Annotated in this window: 19 protein-coding genes; 1 reads left to right on the top strand and 18 read right to left on the bottom strand. The window is 62.2% G+C overall.

Annotated features, from left to right (window positions below):
• Positions 1 to 91: 91 nt before the first annotated feature.
• The 14 genes from AC27E8_RS02290 to AC27E8_RS02225 all read right to left on the bottom strand — a co-directional run bounded on the left by AC27E8_RS02290 (position 92) and on the right by AC27E8_RS02225 (position 13331).
• Complete coding sequence (locus AC27E8_RS02290; protein ID WP_487099431.1) at positions 92 to 1237, bottom strand: cysteine desulfurase family protein; 1146 nt, start codon at positions 1235 to 1237, stop codon at positions 92 to 94.
• Positions 1238 to 1254: 17 nt separating this feature from the next.
• Positions 1255 to 1665: a cysteine metabolism transcriptional regulator CymR gene (gene cymR / locus AC27E8_RS02285; protein WP_041695306.1), complete on the bottom strand. Its 411-nt coding sequence runs from the start codon at positions 1663 to 1665 to the stop codon at positions 1255 to 1257.
• Positions 1598 to 2941: a replication-associated recombination protein A gene (locus AC27E8_RS02280; RefSeq protein ID WP_487099432.1), complete on the bottom strand. Its 1344-nt coding sequence runs from the start codon at positions 2939 to 2941 to the stop codon at positions 1598 to 1600. The genes cymR and AC27E8_RS02280 overlap by 68 nt, the downstream gene beginning before the upstream one ends.
• Positions 2942 to 3356: 415 nt before the next feature.
• Positions 3357 to 3851 (bottom strand): arsinothricin resistance N-acetyltransferase ArsN1 family A, encoded by a 495-nt coding sequence (locus tag AC27E8_RS02275; protein WP_487099433.1) that lies wholly within the window; start codon positions 3849 to 3851, stop codon positions 3357 to 3359.
• A complete protein-coding gene (gene arsC, locus AC27E8_RS02270; RefSeq protein WP_487099434.1) occupies positions 3848 to 4270 on the bottom strand; it encodes an arsenate reductase (thioredoxin) in 423 nt (140 codons plus the stop codon). The genes AC27E8_RS02275 and arsC overlap by 4 nt, the downstream gene beginning before the upstream one ends.
• Positions 4271 to 4309: 39 nt before the next feature.
• Positions 4310 to 5602, bottom strand: a complete 1293-nt coding sequence (locus AC27E8_RS02265; RefSeq protein WP_487099435.1) for an arsenic transporter — start codon at positions 5600 to 5602, stop codon at positions 4310 to 4312.
• Positions 5603 to 5659: 57 nt separating this feature from the next.
• Entirely contained in the window at positions 5660 to 6124 is a 465-nt protein-coding gene (locus AC27E8_RS02260) for an ArsI/CadI family heavy metal resistance metalloenzyme (protein ID WP_487099436.1), read from the bottom strand.
• The gene (locus AC27E8_RS02255; RefSeq protein ID WP_487111325.1) at positions 6067 to 6477 is read right to left on the bottom strand and encodes an ArsR/SmtB family transcription factor; all 411 of its coding nucleotides are present in this window, start codon (positions 6475 to 6477) and stop codon (positions 6067 to 6069) included. Before AC27E8_RS02255 ends, AC27E8_RS02260 begins: the two co-directional genes overlap by 58 nt.
• A gap of 389 nt (positions 6478 to 6866) precedes the next feature.
• Positions 6867 to 8459, bottom strand: a complete 1593-nt coding sequence (locus AC27E8_RS02250; RefSeq protein WP_487099438.1) for a class I adenylate-forming enzyme family protein — start codon at positions 8457 to 8459, stop codon at positions 6867 to 6869.
• 408 nt (positions 8460 to 8867) lie between these two features.
• Complete coding sequence (locus AC27E8_RS02245; protein WP_487111324.1) at positions 8868 to 9017, bottom strand: hypothetical protein; 150 nt, start codon at positions 9015 to 9017, stop codon at positions 8868 to 8870.
• An 18-nt stretch (positions 9018 to 9035) separates the two neighbouring features.
• On the bottom strand, positions 9036 to 9440 hold the full coding sequence (locus AC27E8_RS02240; protein ID WP_487099440.1) for a hypothetical protein: 405 nt from the start codon (positions 9438 to 9440) through the stop codon (positions 9036 to 9038).
• A gap of 260 nt (positions 9441 to 9700) precedes the next feature.
• On the bottom strand, positions 9701 to 11503 hold the full coding sequence (gene aspS, locus AC27E8_RS02235; protein WP_487099441.1) for an aspartate--tRNA ligase: 1803 nt from the start codon (positions 11501 to 11503) through the stop codon (positions 9701 to 9703).
• Positions 11504 to 12766: a histidine--tRNA ligase gene (gene hisS / locus AC27E8_RS02230; RefSeq protein ID WP_487099442.1), complete on the bottom strand. Its 1263-nt coding sequence runs from the start codon at positions 12764 to 12766 to the stop codon at positions 11504 to 11506. It abuts the gene before it with no gap.
• Positions 12767 to 13184: 418 nt separating this feature from the next.
• Positions 13185 to 13331 (bottom strand): hypothetical protein, encoded by a 147-nt coding sequence (locus tag AC27E8_RS02225; protein WP_367306969.1) that lies wholly within the window; start codon positions 13329 to 13331, stop codon positions 13185 to 13187.
• 124 nt (positions 13332 to 13455) lie between these two features.
• Here AC27E8_RS02225 and AC27E8_RS02220 point away from each other — a divergent pair, with 124 nt between their 5' ends.
• Entirely contained in the window at positions 13456 to 14757 is a 1302-nt protein-coding gene (locus AC27E8_RS02220) for a glutamate-1-semialdehyde 2,1-aminomutase (protein WP_487099443.1), read from the top strand.
• Positions 14758 to 14760: 3 nt separating this feature from the next.
• Here the strand turns inward: AC27E8_RS02220 and AC27E8_RS02215 are convergent, their stop codons facing one another.
• The 4 genes from AC27E8_RS02215 to AC27E8_RS02200 form a co-directional block, all read right to left on the bottom strand.
• Entirely contained in the window at positions 14761 to 15879 is a 1119-nt protein-coding gene (locus AC27E8_RS02215) for a sodium:calcium antiporter (RefSeq protein WP_487099444.1), read from the bottom strand.
• Positions 15880 to 15945: 66 nt separating this feature from the next.
• Positions 15946 to 16788 (bottom strand): ABC transporter permease, encoded by an 843-nt coding sequence (locus AC27E8_RS02210; protein WP_487099445.1) that lies wholly within the window; start codon positions 16786 to 16788, stop codon positions 15946 to 15948.
• Complete coding sequence (locus tag AC27E8_RS02205; protein WP_487099446.1) at positions 16785 to 17720, bottom strand: ABC transporter ATP-binding protein; 936 nt, start codon at positions 17718 to 17720, stop codon at positions 16785 to 16787. Before AC27E8_RS02205 ends, AC27E8_RS02210 begins: the two co-directional genes overlap by 4 nt.
• Entirely contained in the window at positions 17717 to 19687 is a 1971-nt protein-coding gene (locus AC27E8_RS02200) for a hypothetical protein (RefSeq protein ID WP_487099447.1), read from the bottom strand. Before AC27E8_RS02200 ends, AC27E8_RS02205 begins: the two co-directional genes overlap by 4 nt.
• Between the last annotated feature and the right edge of the window lie 6 nt (positions 19688 to 19693).

The raw sequence follows: 19693 nt of genomic DNA, 5'->3' as shown, positions 1-19693 counted from the left end.
TCCACCGAGATTCCGTGACCCATGCTACGCCTATCCAACGCGCATTGCAATGCAGAAAAAGGAAAAGAAGCCTTGGCTGACGCGGCAAATGTCACGAATTTGTGAAACGTGATCGCAGGGACCCGACGACTTTCGACAGTACGGCAGCCGATTCACCAATCTCTTCCATGGTGTTTTGCCAGGCGAAACTGAGACGGATCGACTCCCGCGCTTCTCGCGCTCGCCCCATGGCCCTGAGCACGTGGCTTGGCTCCAGGCTTCCCGCGCTGCACGCCGCGCCGGCACTCGCCGCCACCCCCTCGAGGTCCAGCCGCATGAGGAGGATGTCGTTGCGAATCCCCCGAAAACCGACGTTGAGAATCGAAGGCACCGCGTCGGCCGGGCTGTTGCGATACGCGCCGTCGAGCGATTCGATGGCGCGCCACATCGCGTCCCGGAGCGCGGCCAAATGGGCCGCATGCGCGTCGAAGTGCTCCGCAATCTCGGCCATGGCGGCGTGAAAGCCCACGATGCCGGCGACCGGTTCAGTTCCCGCGCGAAGCCTGTGTTGCTGCTCACCCCCGGCGGCAAGCGCCACAAAGGGCGTGCCGGATCGGACGTACAGGAGGCCTACGCCTTTCGGCCCGTGCACCTTGTGCGCGGAGAACGAGGCGAGATCGACGCCCAAGTCCTTGAGGGACAGGCGCATGACGGGCAGCGCCTGCACCATGTCGCTGTGTACCAGAATCCCAGGATCCACGTCTTTGACGCGACGTGCGATCTCGGCGACCGGCTCGACGGTCCCGACCTCGTTGTTGACGAGCATGACGCTCACGAGCGCCGTGTCCGGGCGTAGGGCGCGCACTACATCGTCCGGATCGACGCGCCCTTCCGAGTCCACCGGGACGACCGTCACGTCTGCGCCGAAAAGGCGCAGCCTGTCCACGGCCTCGAGCACCGCGTGATGTTCCACCGCTGTCGTCACGACGTGCATTCGCTTGGAGCGCTGCGCGAGATACGCGCCGTAGAGGGCGAGATTGTTCGACTCGGTGCCGCCGCTTGTGAAGGCGAGATCGCGGGGAGAGACGCCCAGCCAGTCGGCGAAGAAGCGGCGCGCTTCCTCGACGGCTTGCCGGGCCTCGCGCCCCGGCCGGTGCAGACTCGACGGATTGCCGTACGCGTCACCGAGATAACGGTCCATGGCAGCGCGGGCCGCAGGCAGCAGAGGGGTCGTCGCGGCGTTGTCTAGGTAGATCATCGCTGACCCCCCACGGTTCAGATGTAGTACATGTAGCCCTGCGACGACCCCTGGCGCAGCTCGACGAGATCCTGCAGCGTCATGGACGACAACACGTCGTGGATGGCCTCCCTCAGCCTGTCCCACAGCACCTGCAGGCCGTCATCCATCTCCTCGTCCACAATGGTGATGGGCCCCTCGAGCGCGAGAAGCACGTCCTCAATGACAATCTCGCGCGGATGCCTCGCCAGCACGTACCCACCGTAGGCGCCCCGGATGCTCCGCACGAAGCCGCCGTTGCGAAGCGGCGCAATGAGCTGTTCGAGGTAGTGCTCCGATAGGTTGTTTCGCTCCGCAATGGACTTCAGGGAAATGGGCTGGTCACTCTGCTGTTCGGCGAGATCGACCAGGAGCATCAGGCCGTAGCGGCCCTTCGTCGAGATCTTCACGGTCATCGTCTCCTTCCCGGTAGTACACGCGCGGCTCGACGCCGATGGGCCAATAGTTTTGCTCGACGTAATGGCCAGGGTAGTCGTGCGGATACAGGTATCCTTCCCCATGCCCGAGGGCCTTGGCCCCTTTGTACGCCGTGCTCCGCAGATGGAGCGGCACCTCGAGCGGCAGGCCGGACCTGACGTCGTCCAGCGCGCGGTTGATGGCCATGTACGCGTGATTCGATTTCGGCGCTTTCGCGAGGTACGCGGTCACCTCCGCGAGCACAATCCGCGCCTCCGGCATGCCGATGGCCATGGCCGCCTGCCAGCCGCTCACGGCGATGGGCAGCGCGTTCGGATCCGCCATGCCCACATCCTCGGCCGCCAGGATCATCAGCCGGCGCGCGATGAACGCGGGATCTTCGCCGCCCTCGAGCATCTTCGCAAGCCACAGCATCGCCGCGTTCACGTCCGATCCGCGCACCGACTTGATGAACGCCGAGATGGTGTCGTAGTGATCGTCGCCTGCGCGATCGTAGCGAGGCCCACCGCTCGCCTCAAGCGCCGCCTCGACCTCGCGCATGCCAATCTCGGTGGCGCCGTCGGGCCCCACGCGCGCCGCGAAGGCGGCGAGTTCGAGCAAATTGAGCGCGCGCCGGGCGTCACCGCGCGCCTGCAGGGTAAGCACACGCCTTGCGTCCGGATGGAGCCTGACACGCATGCGGCCGAGCCCACGCTCCTCGTCCGCAATGGCCATGTTCACCAGGCGCCCGATGTCGTCCGGCGAAAGCGGCTCGAGGCGAAACACGTGCGATCGCGACAAAAGCGCCGCGTTCACATCGAAGTAGGGATTCTCCGTCGTCGCGCCGACGAGCGAGAGGAGCCCCGCCTCCACGTGCGGCAGCAGCGCGTCCTGTTGGTTCTTGTTGAAGCGGTGAATTTCATCGAGAAAGACCACGGTGCGCCGCCCGTACAGGTCCCGCTCCTCTCGCGCGGTCTCGACGGCCTTTCGCACATCGGCGATGCCCGACGTCACCGCGTTCAGCGGGATGAAGCGGGCCTTGGTCTGGCGCGCAATGACTTCGGCGATGGTCGTTTTGCCCGTGCCGGGCGGCCCATACAAAATGATGGACATCAGGCGATCCCGCTCGATCATCCGGCGCAGAATGCCATCTCGGCCCACGAGATTTTCGTGTCCCACCATCTCGTCGAGCGATCTCGGCCTCATCCGGTAGGCGAGCGGAGCCTCGCGCTCCGCTTCGTGTTCCGAAGCAAGTGAAAAGAGATCCATTCGCGTTCGCCTCACAAGGCTGCGCAATTCCTAGTCGTCCACTCAACTTTTAACGATTATACACGCTTTGCGGGTGGAGGAAAAGGAGGGGGGACCGTGTCACGTTCCCGTATGGGGATTTCACCGCGCTGACACGTCACAGAGCGCTGTCATCGAAGTCCTTCTCCAGCAGGCCTTATAAGCCGCATCACTGAACCACGAGGTTTGTTTGCGGCCAATTCGGCGCGTTTCCCTTTGTATCTTGAATTTTTCCGTGAGAACAAGCCCTGCCCAAACCCAATATGCACGTAGTTCCGCAAGGAACCTCGGCGAGCACGATTTGGGCAGAGCAATAATCCGCTGCATCAGAGGTGACCTCAGGAAGCTCGCTTGGAGTTCCATGGGTCTCGACATGTCCACGCGAAGCTATCACGTACTACACGAGCAACTTTTCCATCCACATGACATCGACCCACTGGCCATCCAATTTCCCTTGCCTTCGAAAGATCCCGACTTCTCGAAACCCCATCTTTCGATATAGACCCTGCCCTGCCTGATTGAAAGGAAACGTTGCCAACACCAGCTTGTGAAAGCCATGTTCCACTGCGTGGCTCTCCAACTGACGCAGCAGGGCCTGTCCCACGCCCTTGCCTCGCCAACTCCGCTCGACATAGACGGAAAGTTCACCTACGCCCGCATAAGCACATCGATGCGAGTACGGATGCAGATCCGCCCAACCGACGACGTTCGAACCCACGGTCGCCACAAAGACCGGATATCGGCTGTTGTGTTGAGAAAACCACGATTCAATGTACGCCATATCCTTGAGATCCTGCTCCAACGTCGCGATTCGATCTTCAATGCCCTGGTTGTAGATCGACAAAATCGCCGCCATATCTTCTCGTGTCGCGATTCGCACATCCACATTCATGACAGTTCCTCCTCGAGAAACTCCCGGATCCGCGCGCCGATGGCGTCGCGAACTTGGCGAAACTGGTTCAGAATCTCTTCCTCCGATCCCGTCGCCTTAGCTGGATCGGGAAATCCCCAGTGGAGGCGTTTCACGTGCGGCGGCGTCACGGGACAACGGTCGTTCGCGTCACCGCACAAGGTGATGACATAATCCGCTTGTTCGAGAAAGTCCGGATCGATGAGTTTCGACCGATGATGCGAAATGTCAATCCCCACCTCGCGCATCACCTGCACGGCGCGGGGATTCAAGCCGTGCGCCTCGACGCCTGCACTCTGAACTTCGATCCGCTCTCCTCCCAGATGGCGCGCCCATCCTTCAGCCATTTGACTTCTGCATGAATTACCAGTGCACAGGAAATAAATTCGCTTGCATGACATGCAGGATTCACTCCTCTCCCATAGTTGCGATGGCGAACACTAGTTCACGATCGCCAGCCACCCATATAACCCCATCAAAGTGAGCAACAACGTCGGAATGGTCAGGATGACACCGGTCCGAATATAGGTGCTCCATGTGATCGTGACACCCTTTTGGCGAAGGACGTGCAACCAAAGAAGCGTCGCCAACGAACCTATGGGTGTCAGTTTCGGACCCAAGTCACACCCTATGACATTGGCATACACCAACGACGTCTTCACGAGATGTGAAACATGGGCACCGTGAATGGCGAGCGCGTCAATCATCACGGTCGGCATATTGTTCATCACACTCGACAACACGGCCGCGAGAAAGCCCATCCCAAGCGTGCCGACTAGCAATCCGTGATCGGCAAGGACTTGAATGAGCCCCCCAAGGAGGCGGGTCAGGCCCACGTTGCGCAGCCCATACACCACGACATACATGCCGACGGAGAAAAACACAATCGCCCACGGCGCGCCCCGAATGACGGACCAGGGCCGAATCACCCGGACGCGACCGCCGTACACCAGTAAGGCAATGGCGATGGTCCCAGCCACAAACGACACAGGTACATGCGCGATCTCCGTCACCATGTAGCCTGCCATGAGCGCAATGAGCAAGACCCAAGAAGCGCGAAACAGTCCTCGGTGCACAATGGCTTCGGCCGGTCGAGGGAGGAAATCCGGATCGTAACGCTCCGGGATGTCCCTTCGGAAATATAGATAGAGTACCCCGGCGCTCGCGAGAAAGGAGACGAGATCGGGCACAATCATGTTTGCAAGATAGGTCAGAAAGCCAATGTGGAAATAGTCCGCCGACACGATATTCACAAGGTTGCTCACTACGAGCGGAAGCGACGTGGTGTCCGCGATGAAGCCGCTGGCGATGACGAATGGAAACATGCGACGGGCATCGAATTGGAGCAGCTTCATCTTCTCCAGAACGATGGGCGTGAGGATCAAGGCTGCGCCATCGTTGGCGCACACAGCAGCCACAAGGGCGCCGAGAAGGATCACGTACAAGAAGACCTTCTTCCCATCTCCACGCGCGGCTTTCGCCATCTTCAAAGCTGCCCACTCGAAAAATCCGACTTGGTCAAGCACCGTGGAAATCACAATGATGGCCACGAAGGCGAGGGTCGCGTCCCACACGATTCGAGTCACAGACCCTACATCGCGCCAAGTGACCACGTGGAACAGAAGGGCGAGCGCCGCCCCCGCCATCGCGCTCCAGCCAATCGACAAGCCTCTCGGTTGCCATATGACGAAGATGAGCGTGACCAAAAACAACGAAATTGCGACGTACGTCATGAGGTCTCTCCTTGTTGTGAACGTGACCAACCAAACCTGACCATGGATTTGGATACTTCATTCCATCGACGAGGAACCCGTCGGACAGGTCGTACAACATGTCTCTGTGGACTTTTCGACCAGAATCCTTGACCCAGCTACACGGTCGTCCTCTTGGTCAAGGATCGCAAAAACTTCCCACCGAACCCCATTTGGATCTGTTACCCAAATCTTGTCCTGCAACGCGTAACAACACGTAGTATTCATCTCATCGAAGGTCGCGAGCCCCGCTTCTTCCAATCGTGTCTTAGCAGCTAGGACTTCCTCCGTAGACGACACTTGCAATCCAAGGTGGTTCAGAGCTCCCACCTCGCCGAATGCACGCTCGTTTAAGGAAAAATTGAGAGGAGGTGTTTCCAGATCAAACTTAGCGTAACCTCGCCGAACGCGAACAGGTTCGACGCCAAATAAGATTTGATAGAACTTCAGCGATTCATGGAAGTTTCGCACGTTGATGGCGACATGGGGCTTCCATGCGAACATGGACAACACCCTCCTTTCTCATTTTGGTGAAAGTCAACCGCCGTGATCAGCTCGGTCGTGAGTGCGTGAACCACCTCCTGTAGCGCTTCAGGATTCGGAAAGTAACAAGTCCAAGGGCCGCGAGATTCTCTGCGAACCAACCCCACCTTCTCGAGAACTTTGAGATGGTGGGAGACAGTTGGTTGTGATAGTCCAGTCACAGCCACCACATCTGCGACGCAGCACCCGTTTTCATACGCCTCGATACGATCGCAGCACGTTGCGATCGCCCCTTTGGCCATCAGTTGAAGAATGTGAAATCGGCTCTTGTCTGCCAAGGCGTGAAGACGATCGAGGAGGTCATCATTTTTCATATCGATCACCATCTATATCGATGTCGGTAAATGTAATGTACAGCAGACTGCGACTCCAGTCAACCGTTCGCCATTTCGCAGCCTCATCGACAGATGCACGTCTCCTTCAATCAATCCACTACCGGTGCAACACCGCCCTGTGATGCCTGATATGAGCATCCTCAACATCATTGTCGCCGCGCTCGTGCCCCATTCGGGCATCGTGCGCGGCGACACGTGTAACAGCCGTTCTTTGGTTTCCACATGGTTATCTGTTACAGCATCGTCAATACCCGCTCCGAACGATGGCCATCGGGTTCGTCGCGCCTTTCGGCAGAACGAATAGCACCCTCCGACAAAATCGTGTAGGAAGCACCACTGTCACCTCGGTGCTCTCTGAGCATCCCCCATCAGGTCGCTTGTCTCCGCTTCGCCGCTTCCTCTTCCGCGAGCACGCGCCGAAGGACTTTCCCGGTGCCCGTGGCCGGCAGCGACTCGCGAAACTCGACGTGGCGAGGACACTTGTAATGCGCTATCTTTTCGCGACTCCACGCGATGATGTCCGCTTCCGTCACTCTGCCGACATACGACGGTTCCAGAACCACAAATGCCTTGACCACCTCGCCCTTCTGCGGGTCTGGCACCCCGATGACCGCCACCTGGCGGATGGCCTCGTGGCGAGACAACCAGTGCTCGACTTCTTCGGGAAAGACGCTGTACCCCGAGCACTTGATCATCTCTTTCTTGCGCCCTCGGAAGATGAGATATCCGTCGTCATCCATGAGCCCGATGTCGCCCGTGCGCAGCCATCCATCCTGAAGCGCCTCACGGGTCGCTTCCTCTCGGTGGAGATAGCCTTTCATGACGCCCGGACTCCGAATCCAAATCTCGCCCTCTTCACCCGGCCCTAGTTCCCCCGTGGGGTCGTCTAGCGGCGCAATGCGGATTTGCGTGCCCGGAATCGGCTTGCCGTGCGTCCCATAGCGGATGGCATCGAGCGGCATCTGCGTGTCCGCAGTGTGTGTCTCCGTAAGGCCATAAGCCGCTTCGTAGAGCGGCACCCCCGTAAGCGCTTTCCATTCGGCCGCGACGCGATCCGTCACGGGCACCCCGAAGCTCGTGCACGGATTCAGCCTCAGGCTGGAGAAATCGGTGTGACCGGATCTGGGGTGCTGCATGATTGCGAGATTCATCGGCGTCACCGTGTACATCACCGTCACGCGATGAAGTTGAATCGCGTCCATAGCTACTTCGGGATCGAACTTGGGGAGTAGCACGAGCGTCGCTCCGGCACGCACGGTCGCACAGGCACCCATCAGGAGGCCCGCGATGTGGCAAACCGGCATGACGCCGAGCACCACGTCGTCCTCAGTTAACCGGGACGCCGTGACGACCGCCTCGGCTTTGTACGCCGCGTTCGCGTACGTCAGCATGGCGCCTTTCGGCATCCCCGTCGATCCCGACGTGTACATGATGAGGCACGTGTCGTCCCCATCCACGGAGCCCTTCGCGGATCGCCCCAGCCGGTCGAGCAGACGAGGCATGAGGAGATCGCCGGGCGCGGGCAGCCCCGATTCCGCTTTCGCCGCAACCGATCTGACTGAAAAGTCAAACAAATAGGCGGACAAGAGATGCGAAATCCCTAATTTCTCGCATACCACGCGTGCGATGTCCAATCGGTCGTCATCACAGATGACGAGCTTCGCCCCAAGGTCCTGAAGCTGATACTCCACTTCCCATTCCTTCGCGAGGGGACTCATGGGCGAGACAGCGACGCCAAGTCGTTCCGCGCCCAACTTTGCGATCAAGAAATGAGGCATGTTCGGCATGTAAAGCGCGATGGCGTCCCCTTTCCGAAGCCCGAGCTCGGCGAGAAGCGCGCTCATGGCGAAGGCATAAGCGTCGAGTTCCCCATACGTGATCGCAGTTCCGAGAAAATACATCGCGGGATGCGCCGGGCGCGCGAGTGCATGAACGTGCAACCACTCATGCAGATAAGGCATACATCATCCACCCTCATTCCATCTCCTCAAAAAGAGGCGAAGGTCCTTTCCGACCCATCCATCCTCTACTCACGATGTATTCCATTCGCCATCCCGCCATCCCTGCCGTCGCGAAAAACAAAGGCGCGTCTCTATGCCGCGCCCTATCATCCTTTGTTCTCCGAACGCGCATGTCCAACACCTCGAGTTGCGCCTCCGAAACCTCGAACGGCGCACCCACCATGAGATCCGTCCCGCTCGCCATCTTCGGGGACGCGAGCACGTCACACATCCAGTTCGCGCCCGTAAGTAAGCAGCATGATGAACGAATCCAGCCCGATCTTGAGCTAAGAGACCTGACTCGGTCGGGCTTGTGTGGCAGGCGCAAGAGGGCGAAAGGGCTCCCTTTTGCATACAAGCCTCATTCACCTATTCCCCTCTCTTTACCGGCTTCGTGAAGAAAAAGGTAAATGTTGCGAGCAAAATCCCCATGAGGTAGACAGCACCAAGAGATGGAACGACCTTCACCCCATGGTTGAACGCGCGTTGTCCGTTTCTCGTCTCCACCGACTGCGCCATCATCCGGCGCCTCCTCCGTCAAAACGGGCGAATGACCGTGGTGACTAAACTGCTAAAGTCTCGCGCGAATTCCCGTGCCGTGGGTGTATATCCTGCCACAGCTTCTGAGCCAAACAGTGGGCCACTCACGACAATCGTAAACCGCCCAGCCGTGAGGTACGTACCAATAACCTGAAGTTCATTGACAATAAGCAAAAGCGCCGTCACAAAATCGATCGCGTCGAGCAGCCGCTTATCCACTTCATTCTTTCCGTCTGCACCCGACCCTGTAAAAAAACCAGACAGTGATAGTGAGATATTCCCGGGCGAAATGAACACCCCGCCAACAGTGATCTGGCGCATGAGAAGCAAAATAGCCGTTCCGATCCCGATAGCCCGATGAATTGGCTTCGCTACATCGAGCTTGGCCTCCTGTCTTCTCACGCCTCACCACCTCGGCATTTTGGCATAGCTATCATAAGCTAAGACCGTGTCACTCGAGTGGGCCATTCGGCAAGATGACCTCTGCACGCGTACACCCACATACCATGAAAGAGAGGATGGAGATCCTCGCGACCCTTGGTGTCCCAACCATCCAGGCTCTTCTCGATTCGCGGTGTCCACTGTTCGATCCTAAAGTCAAGCTACCGCCCATGCCGGGCGCACCCAAAGAAACGGGCGCGGCCCAAAGCCACGCCCATCCTTCAATCCTTCGTCTTTCGCACGCGGAGATGAAGCACTTCGAGCTGCGCCTCCGAAACCTCACTCGGGGCGCCCACCATGAGGTCCGTTCCGCTCGCCGTCTTCGGGAACGCAATGACGTCGCGCAGCGACTTTGCCCCGGTGAGCAACATGATAATGCGGTCCAGCCCGAAGGCAATGCCCCCGTGCGGCGGCGTTCCATACTCGAACGCGTTCAAGAGAAAACCGAACTTCTCCTGCGCCTCTTCCGGCGAAAAGCCGAGCGCCGCAAACATCTTCTCCTGCACGTCGCGGCGATAGATGCGCATCGACCCGCCGCCGATTTCGTACCCGTTCAGCACCATGTCATAGGCCTGCGCGCGCACCCGGCCGGGATCAGTGTCGAGAAGCGGGATATCCTCCTCCCGCGGCATGGTGAACGGATGGTGCTCCGCCACCCAGCGCTGTTCCTCCTCGTCCCACGAGAGGAGCGGGAAATCCGTCACCCACAGGAACCGATACTGCGACTCGTCGACGAGGCCCAGTTCCTGTCCGAGGTGCAAGCGGAGCGCGCCCATGGCCGGCAGCACCGTCTCTCGCGGCCCGGCGCCGATGAGCACCAGATCCCCCACTTTGGCGCCGGCGCGCTCGGCGATTCGACGAAAATCGTCGTCCGTGAAGAACTTCGCAATGGACGATTTGAACCCATTCTCCTGAACCGCGACGTACGCGAGGCCGCCCAGCCCGTACGGCTTGACGAACGCGACGAGATCGTCCGTCTGCTTGCGGCTGTACGAGGCGCAACCGGGCGCCACGAGCGCCTTGATCACGCCGCCTTTCTCCAGGACGTCGGCGAAGACGCGGAAGCTCGTGCCTTCGAAGAGATCGGCGAGATCGGCCATCTCCATGCCGAAGCGGAGATCCGGCTTGTCCGACCCGTACTTGTCCATCGCCTCCTGGTACGGCAGGCGCAGAAAAGGCCGCGGCACCTCGATGCCCGCCACTTCCTTGAAGACGGAGGCCATCATGTCCTCCATCATCGACATGAGCTCGTCCTTCGGGAGAAACGACGTCTCAATGTCGAGCTGCGTGAACTCCGGCTGCCGATCCGCCCGCAGGTCCTCGTCGCGGAAGCAGCGCGCCACCTGATAATACCGCTCAAAGCCCGCGACCATGAGCAACTGCTTGAAGATCTGCGGCGACTGTGGCAGGGCGTAGAACTCGCCGGGCTGCAGGCGGCTCGGCACCAGGTAATCGCGCGCCCCTTCCGGCGTGGACTTGGTCAACATGGGCGTCTCGATCTCGAGAAAGCCGTGATCGTCGAGATACCGGCGAAACGCCCGGATGGCCTGGTGGCGAAGCGCGAAGATGCGCTGCATCTCCGGGCGGCGGAGATCGAGGTATCGGTAGCGGAGCCGCACGGGTTCCTCGACCTGGATGCCGTCCTCGATGTAAAACGGCGGCGTCTTGGCCGCGCCCTCGATGCGCGCACGTTTCACCACGACCTCAATCTCGCCCGTCTCGATCTTCGGATTGACGGTATCGGGATCGCGCTTCTCCACGGTGCCATCCACGACGATCACGTACTCGCTTCGCAGCCGGTCCGCGACCTCCATCGCCTCATCGGACGTGCCGCGGGCGCGATCGAACACGAGCTGCACGATGCCGGTGCGATCGCGCAGATCGACGAACACGACGCTGCCGAGATCGCGCCGGCGCTGCACCCAGCCGGCGAGGCGCACCTCGGATTTGGGTTCTACGCGCACCGTGTCGGCCACCCAGTGGGTCCGCCAACGCGACGCCACGACTTGCTTCTCCTCCACCACTTATGTCCATCCTCCTTCGCGAATCCGATCCGCCAACTGCCCGAACGGCACGTCGCGCTGCTCACCGGTCGCCAGGTGCTTGACGGTGGCAGCCCCCTTGGCGAGCTCGCTCTCGCCGATCACGACGGCGAATTTCGCACCGAGGCGATCGGCCTGCTTGAACTGCGACTTGAGGCTGCGCCCTTGGTAGTCGCGATCGCAGCGAACGCCGAGCCGCCTGAGCGACGTGAGCACCGCCATGGCGGTGTGTTCGGCCGTCTCATCCGCCACGCAGATGAACGCGTCGAGCGGCTGTCTCTCGCCCAGCGACACGCCCTGCGCCTCGAGCACAGCAAGGACGCGGTCCATCCCCGCGGCGAAGCCGATGCCTGGCACGTCGGGTCCGCCGAGCTCCGCGACCAGCCGATTGTAGCGCCCCCCGCCGAGCACGGTCGAGAAGTTGGGAACGGTGATCTCCCACGCGGTCCGCGTGTAGTAATCCAGGCCGCGGACGAGCGACTTCTCGAGGCGATAGGGCACGTCCATCGCGCGGAGGTACCCTTCCACCGCGTCGAGGTGCTTGCGGCAGTCGTCGCAAAGTTCGTCGACGATGTACGGCACGTTCGCTTCGCGCAAGACCTGTTGGCACGACTCGTTCTTGCAGTCGAACAGGCGAAGCGGGTTCTTCTCGAGGCGCACCTGGCAATCCCCGCAGAGTTCCTCCTTGTGCGGTAACAGGCGCTCGATCATCTTTTCGCGGTGACGAGGCCGGCAGACGCTGCAGCCGACCGAATTGAGTTCCACGGTCATGTCGCGCATGCCGACCTTTTTCAGAAGCGAATACCCGAGTTCGATGACCTCGGCGTCGATGGCCGGCAGTTCGGAGCCGAGCACCTCCACACCCACCTGATGCAGCTGGCGAAGGCGTCCCCGCTGAGGCTTCTCGTAGCGGAACATGGGCCCGAGGTAGTACACCTTGGTCAGGCTGCCTTGGCCGTATAGCTTGTTTTCCACGTAAGCTCGCACGACGCCGGCCGTTCCTTCCGGGCGCAGGGTCACGCTCCGTCCGCCGCGATCCAAAAAGGTGTACATCTCCTTGGACACGATGTCCGTCGTCTCCCCCACGCCGCGCTCGAACAACTCCGTGTGCTCAAAGATGGGCGTGCGGATCTCCTCGTAGTTCGCCCGTTCGAACACGTCCCGCACGACTGCCTCAAGCGCCTGCCACGCCTCCACGGCGCCCGGCAAAATATCCTGCATGCCTCTCGGCCGCCGAATCTCCACGCGCGCTCCCTCCTTCTCTTCTCCGCCGCACCAAGGGGAACCGCGAACGCGGCTCCGCCTGTCTGCGCGAAAAAGCGCCCTTTCGTCGATGCCGATCCACATCGGCAGGGACGAAAGAGCGCTTCCGCGGTGCCACCCTGCTTGAACCTGTACAGGTTCCCCTCTTCGGCTTAACGCGCCGTCCACGCGCGCCCACCGCGTGAAACGGCAAGCGCGATATCCGAAGCCGTCTTTCCAAACGCAGGCTGGAGTCGCTTGCAGCCACGGCGCACTCTCTCTGGAACAGCCCAAACCGCTTGTACTCTGCTTCTTCATCTACGATGGCGATATCCAACGTGTCGCATGGTGCTATCGCGAATTATAAGGAAGGCGCAAAGCCTGTGTCAAATCGAACGGGGGCATCGAACCCAAGCATCCGTCAGCGATGATACGGCTTGTCTGGCGAGGATTTCCCTGTGGGGATGCCGCGTTCCAAACCGAGAATGCGCACCTCCTGCGCGTTGCCAACCGCCGAGTGCGTCTGCTGCATCGATCTTCGCGCCATGTCAAGGGGCGACATCCGCATGATCCATCTCCTCCGCACGCCTTTTCCCTACGATGCCCCGTGAGCGCCCCGATGATGCCATCGCCGTTTCCCTTGACTGCGCCTTGTGCAGTTGAAACAATGGTGCGCGAAGGAGGGGCATGGCATGGAACGACCGCAATCCGAAGTCTGGTTTCAACGAGCTCAACAGGTCATCTTGGGAGGCGTGAACAGCCCGTCGCGATCGTACAAGTCGGTCGGCGGGGGCACGCCCGTGGTCATGGTCCGCGGAGAAGGGCCTTACCTGTACGACGTGGACGGCAACCGGTACATCGACTACCTCGCCGGCTACGGCCCGTCCATCCTCGGCCACGCACATCCGGCCATCACGCGCGCGATTCAGAAGGCGGCGGAGGACGGTGTGCTCTACGGCACGCCCACGCCGTACGAGGTGGAGTTTGCGGAGATGCTGCGCGCCGCCATCCCGGACCTCGAGCGAATTCGATTTGTCAACTCCGGGACAGAAGCCGTGATGACCACGGTCCGCGTCGCGCGCGCCTACACGGGGCGCACGAAGGTGCTGAAGTTCGCCGGGTGTTACCACGGCCACTCGGACGCCATGCTTGTGGCGGCAGGCAGCGGCCCCTCGTCCATCGGCGTGCCGGACAGCGCGGGCGTCACGCGCAACGTCGCGAGCGAGATCGTCACCGTACCCTTCAACCATCGCGACGCCTTGAAGCAGGCGCTCGCCGCGCACGGACCGGAGCTCGCGGCCGTGTTGGTCGAACCCATCGTGGGCAATTTTGGCATCGTCCCGCCCGTCGACGATCGCTACTTGGCCGACGTGATCGATCTCGCCCATGAGGTCGGGGCGCTCGTCATCTTTGACGAGGTGATCACGGCGTTTCGCTTTCACTACGGAAGCGCGGCGCAGCTGTACGGCGTGCATCCAGACCTGTATGCGCTCGGCAAGATCATCGGCGGAGGATTGCCCATCGGCGCCTACGGCGGGCGGCGGGACATCATGGAGCAGGTGGCGCCGCTCGGGCCGGCGTATCAGGCCGGCACGATGGCCGGCAACCCGCTCTCGATGCGCACAGGCATGGCATGTCTGCGCGTGCTGTCCGATCCTCGGCTGTACGACGAGATGGCGCGCCGCGCGGCATTCCTCGTGGACGCGGCCGAGTCGGCGGCGCGGGCGAACGGGGTGGACATCGTCGTCAACCGCGTCGGCGGCGCGTTCACCATCTATTTTGGCCGCGAACCTGTGCGCGATTACGACGCGGCCACGAGAACGGACAGCCAGCGCTTCGCCCGCTTCTTTCACCTGCTGTCCGATCGCGGCATCCTCATCGCGCCGTCCAAGTACGAGGCCTGGTTCGTCTCGGCGGTGCACAGCGACGCCGACATCGAGGAGACAGCGGAAGCGCTCGAGGCGGTGTTTCGCGATCTCGCGCGGGAAGCGTAGGAGCTAGCGGCGAGTTGGCAGGGTGCGCCGCCGCACGAGCAGGAAGGCGCCGAGCGCCGACGCGGCCGAGATGGCCGCCGCAAGCGCGAAGCGCACAGACGGCGGCAGCGCGTTCGGCTGGAAAGCGGCGAGGGGAAACGCAAAGTACGCGATGGAGGCGAAGGCGAGCGCCCACGGTTCGACGCGCGACGTCAGGCGCACCACAACCAGCAGAAACAGGGCGGCGGCGACCGTGAGCCCGGCGGCCCACCAAGCGGCGCGCGTGAACGCCCAGTCCGTGAAGAGCATGCCGATGGCGGGCACGAGCGTCCCCTGAAACACCATGGCGCCCGTGATGTTGCCGACCGCGAGGCCGTCCTTTCGGCCTCGCATCCAGACGACGCTGTTCAGCGTCTCGGGCAATTCGGTCGCAATGGGAACGATGAGTGCGGAAAGCAGAAACGTGGGCATCTGCATCTGCGCCGCGAGGGCCTCGACGCCCTTCGTGAGAAGATGTGCGCCGCCCACCACGAGCGCGAGCGCGAAGGCGAGCTGCAGGAGGACGGTGGCCGCGGCCGGATGGCCGCCGCGAAGGTTCAGGTAAAGCGGCCGCAGGTCGGCCGCCGAGCCTGTCGTTGCGCGATCTCGCAAGTGCGCGCGGACGAACGCGGCGTACCAGCCGACGAGGAGGCACGCGACCGGCACTTTGAACGCCGGCGCCGGCCACGCCGCGGGCGCGAGGGAGAGCGAAAACCCGACCAGGAAAAAGGCGAGATCGCGCAGAAAGGCCCGGCTGGTGACCGCCATTCCGTACGGAGGATGCCCCGCGCGAAACAGCGTGGCGGCCAGCGCGAGGACCAGCCCACCCAGCGTGACCAAGAGAAAAGGCGCTCCCAGGATCCCCCCCATCCCAACCTGCTCCGCCTCGTGCCCGCCGCCGAGCACAATCGCCGTCATGGGAACCGCCGTCTCGGGCAGCGCCGTTCCGAGCGCCGCCAGCACGCTCCCCACTGCCCCCTCGCCAAGGCCGAGCTTCGCGCCGAGCCACTCCACGGCGTTGGTGAAGAGCTCCGCGCCAAACAGGACCATGCAGAGCCCGAAGGCCATCTGGACGGCCATCACCTCGTCCACCCCCACGCGCACAGGTCCTTACACCTGTACGCGCCGCTCGCCCTCGCTATGACAAGCGTCAGGCGACAAGCCCCGCCCTCACTGATATTGCTTCTCGGTGCCACTCACGAAGGGCAGCCACGAGAACCACTGCGGCCTGAGCCGCCAAAGGCTCGGGACCAACAGGATGGCGATCACGACCGCGTAAAACTCCACAAAAGGCACCCACACGTGCGGCCTGGCAGACACCACACCCAAGAACGCGGCCTCGACGTACAGCGGATCCAGCGCGTAGAAAAAGTGAGACCACACGAGCGCCGAGTAGTCGATGGGATTCTGCTCGTACAGCGATTTCAGCCCGTAGCCGAGCGCCCCGAAAATCACCGTCATGAGTCCCACGCTGCCGTACGCGAAGACCGTGCTCCACGTGGACCGCAGCGCGATGGTCGAAAACAGCACACAGACCGCTGAAATGACCACAATCGTCACCAGTTGAAACCCGAGCACGGACGCGACCTGCGCCGGGACAGCGCCGCCATACAGGAACACGAGGCTGTACACGGGCAGGGTCAGTACCACAAGCAGGACCAACAGCGCGCTTGAAGAGACGACCTTCCCGAACAGAATGCCAAAGGGGCCGACCGGTGTGGTCAGAAGGACCGCCAGCGTCTTTCGTTCGCGTTCGCCGCTCACCGAGCCGGACGCGAAAGCCGGCGCCAAAAACGCCACCACCACCATCTGCAAGAGGCTGACCAAGGCAAACACCTGCTGGCTCTTCGTGGGCTGGACCAAATACAACTGCCCCTGCACGTTTTCGTACAGAAGAAACACCGTGAGCGCGCTCATGGCAAACAGATACGCCGTGATGACGAGCGGCGCCCGAATGGTGCGCATGCGCTGGCGGAACTCCTTCAGGAGCAGGGGATTCAGGTGCAGGTTCACGAGATCACCCCCTCCTGAATCGCGGCGAGGCGCAGGAACAGCTGCTCGATGTCCGTGGGTTGCTCGCGGAACTGCGTGATGGAAAACCCTTCCGCGACGAGCCGGCTCAAAAGCTCGGCCTGCTGCGCCAGCGTGCCCGCGTAGAGCACCTCCCACCCAGGCGCGAGCGGGCGGACCTCGGCGACGTGCGGATCGGCAAAGAGCGCCTTGACGAAGCGATCGCCGAGATCCCGGCCGTCGATCACAATCGTGCGGTAGGCGCTCGAATGCTGGACCATCACCTGAACCGCGGCCACGGCCACGAGTTCGCCCCGCAGCAGGATGCCCACCTCGTCGGCCACCTCGGCGAGCTCGTTCAGAATGTGCGTGCTGATGATCACGGTCTTGCCCAACTCGCGAAGCCCTGCGAGCACCGACCGCATCTCGAGCCGCGACTTCGGATCGAGGCCGCTCGACGGTTCGTCCAAAATGAGCACGTCCGGATCGTGCATCAGGCAGCGCGCGACCTCGAGGCGCTGCTGCATGCCGCGCGACAGGTGGTTGACGTAGATGTCCCGCTTGTCCGCGAGGCGAACCCGTTCCAAGAGTTCCTCCGCGCGGCGCGAGATGGTCCGCCTATCCACGCCGTAGCACTGGGCGAAGAAACGCAGGTATTCCATCACGGTGAGGTCGTCGTAGACGCCGAACGAGTCCGGCATGTAGCCGATGGCCCGGCGGACCGCCTGCGGTTCCCTCGTCACCTCGTGGCCGCAGACGTAAGCCCGCCCAGACGACGGCAACGTCAGCGTCGCGAGCATCGACAGCGCCGTGGTTTTGCCAGCCCCGTTCTCGCCCACCAGCCCGAAGATGACCCCACGCTCGATGTTGAGGTTGAGGTTGTTCACCGCCAGCGTCTTTCCGTACCGCTTGGTGAGATTCTGCGTGAGAATCACGATCCCGCCTCCACCACCGGCATCACCGGTGCGTACTCGCGCACGAGCACCAGCGTCTTCTCGCTCGCCACGGCGCGTTGATTTGATGGCCCCGCCAACTCGGGAAGGCCGCGATCGGCCGTGGCGAGGACGAGCGCCGCCGCAGAGCCCTGGCGCCATCCCGCAGCCAGGCCGGACAAATACGCGCCAAGCGTTCGGCCAATTCCGTGCGTGAGCTGGCGATTGTAGACCCCATAATCGGAGATCCAGGACGAGGTCGGCACCTCCTGGCTCGCGTTGAGCGACCTCGTCTGGCCTGGCGCGAGCGTACCCACCTTGACCAGCGTCCCGTTGTACACCACGGCCACATCGGCTAGCGTCATCTGTGTCTCGTTCGTCACCGTGCCGAACAAAAGCCCATAGGCTTCCTTGAAATTGCACTGGATCCGTCCTGCACCTTCGTCGAATCCCGACGCAAACACGTAGCGCACGTGCCAGCGCGGCACGTCGGTCAGCGATACCAGGGTGGCGTCGCCGCCGTGCTCGATCCGGGCGTTTGCCACAGGCTGATTGTCGCTCTGCAGGGTCAAGACATTGTCCGCAGGAGGCAACCGAAGCACGTCGTTGCCGCTGTCCGGCGACATGATGGCGAGCGCGCCGTACTCAAACGCGCGCCCGTCCCCGAGCAGATCCATTACGCCGACGCCATTCATCAGGAGTCCCGCGGGCCGCGACGAGCCGCCAAGCGCAAAGATGCCCACCGTGGTGAGGCCGCTCAGGGCGGGCAGGATCACCCAGGCGAGCGCCGCCCGGCGAACGCGCCGGAGCACATAAAACGTCACCGGCCCCGCCGCCACAAGGTAGCCGAGTAGCACCAACGCGAACGTGGAGAGCCCCGGCATGCGCAGCGGCTCGAGCGCGTCGCCCACGCTCGTCAGGCTGAGGCCACCCGTTGGGCGAAGCATACCCGAGACAGCCGCATCCGCTGTCTGCGCAATGCCGGCGTCGTGAAACAGGGCCGTCCACATCTGCGCATTTCCCGGCCAAGCTAACAGATCCGGATCCAGCGGGGAAAAGGATGTCTGCCAGATCTGCCCCCGGCCGAACGATTCGCTGGCGACCAGCGGTTCCGCGTTCGATCCCGCCCAGAGCCGGGCCTCGGCCGCGACCTGCCCCGCGGTGGACTCGATTTGACCGGGCCCGCCGCTCGTGCCTGCGAAGCTCGCGAGCGGATCTCCGTCCACCACCTGGAACGCGCCAGGAGCAATCGGAAGCGTGCCGAGCGCTGAAGGTAAGGTGCCCGTGCCCGTCACGACGAGCAGCCCGCCTTCATCCACCCATGTGGCGAGCGATTCCGCCTGCGCCTTGGACAGCGCCTCCAGCTCGTCCACGTTGGCCACAAGCGCGCTCAGATCGCAGAGCGCCTGCGCGGACGTCGGCAGGTCCTGCGGTCTGAGCGCAACCGGCAACACGGGAGTGCCGTCTGCACTCGCGCCCGCGAGGAACTGCGTGGCCTGCGAACTGTCGCTCACGACGCCAACGAGATCGACATGAGAGACGCTGTTGCCTCCGAGCCACGAAGTGGAGACAACCCGTCCATCCAAGACAAGATTCAACTCGGCGCCCTGCGACAGCGCAAATCCCGGCACGTCGATAAAGGTGGACGTCGTCCCTCCCTTCGTGAGCCAAAGCGGCCACGTCAACGCGCCCGCAACGTGACGATCCCCGATGGATGGCCCGCTCACGCGAAGCACCAGCTTCGCCATGACGGCAGAGCCGTCGTTACGGACCCACACGTGCACAGGCACCCACTCGTCCGCCACGTAGTATCCGCCGTATCCCACAGCCGTCGCCATGGACACAGACGCGCTCGCGAAGGTTTTGGGCGCCGGAACGGTCCAAAATCCCAGACACACCGCGGCGATGGCGGCGAACGCCACCATCGGCTTGCAATCGAGTGCCCGAAGGCAGCGCGAGACGAACCTCATGCCACC

It is taken from the genome of Alicyclobacillus sp. CIJ1 (genome assembly GCF_057538885.1).
The sequence above is the reverse complement of the archived record's forward strand: the minus strand, read 5'-3'. Positions and strand labels throughout refer to the sequence as shown.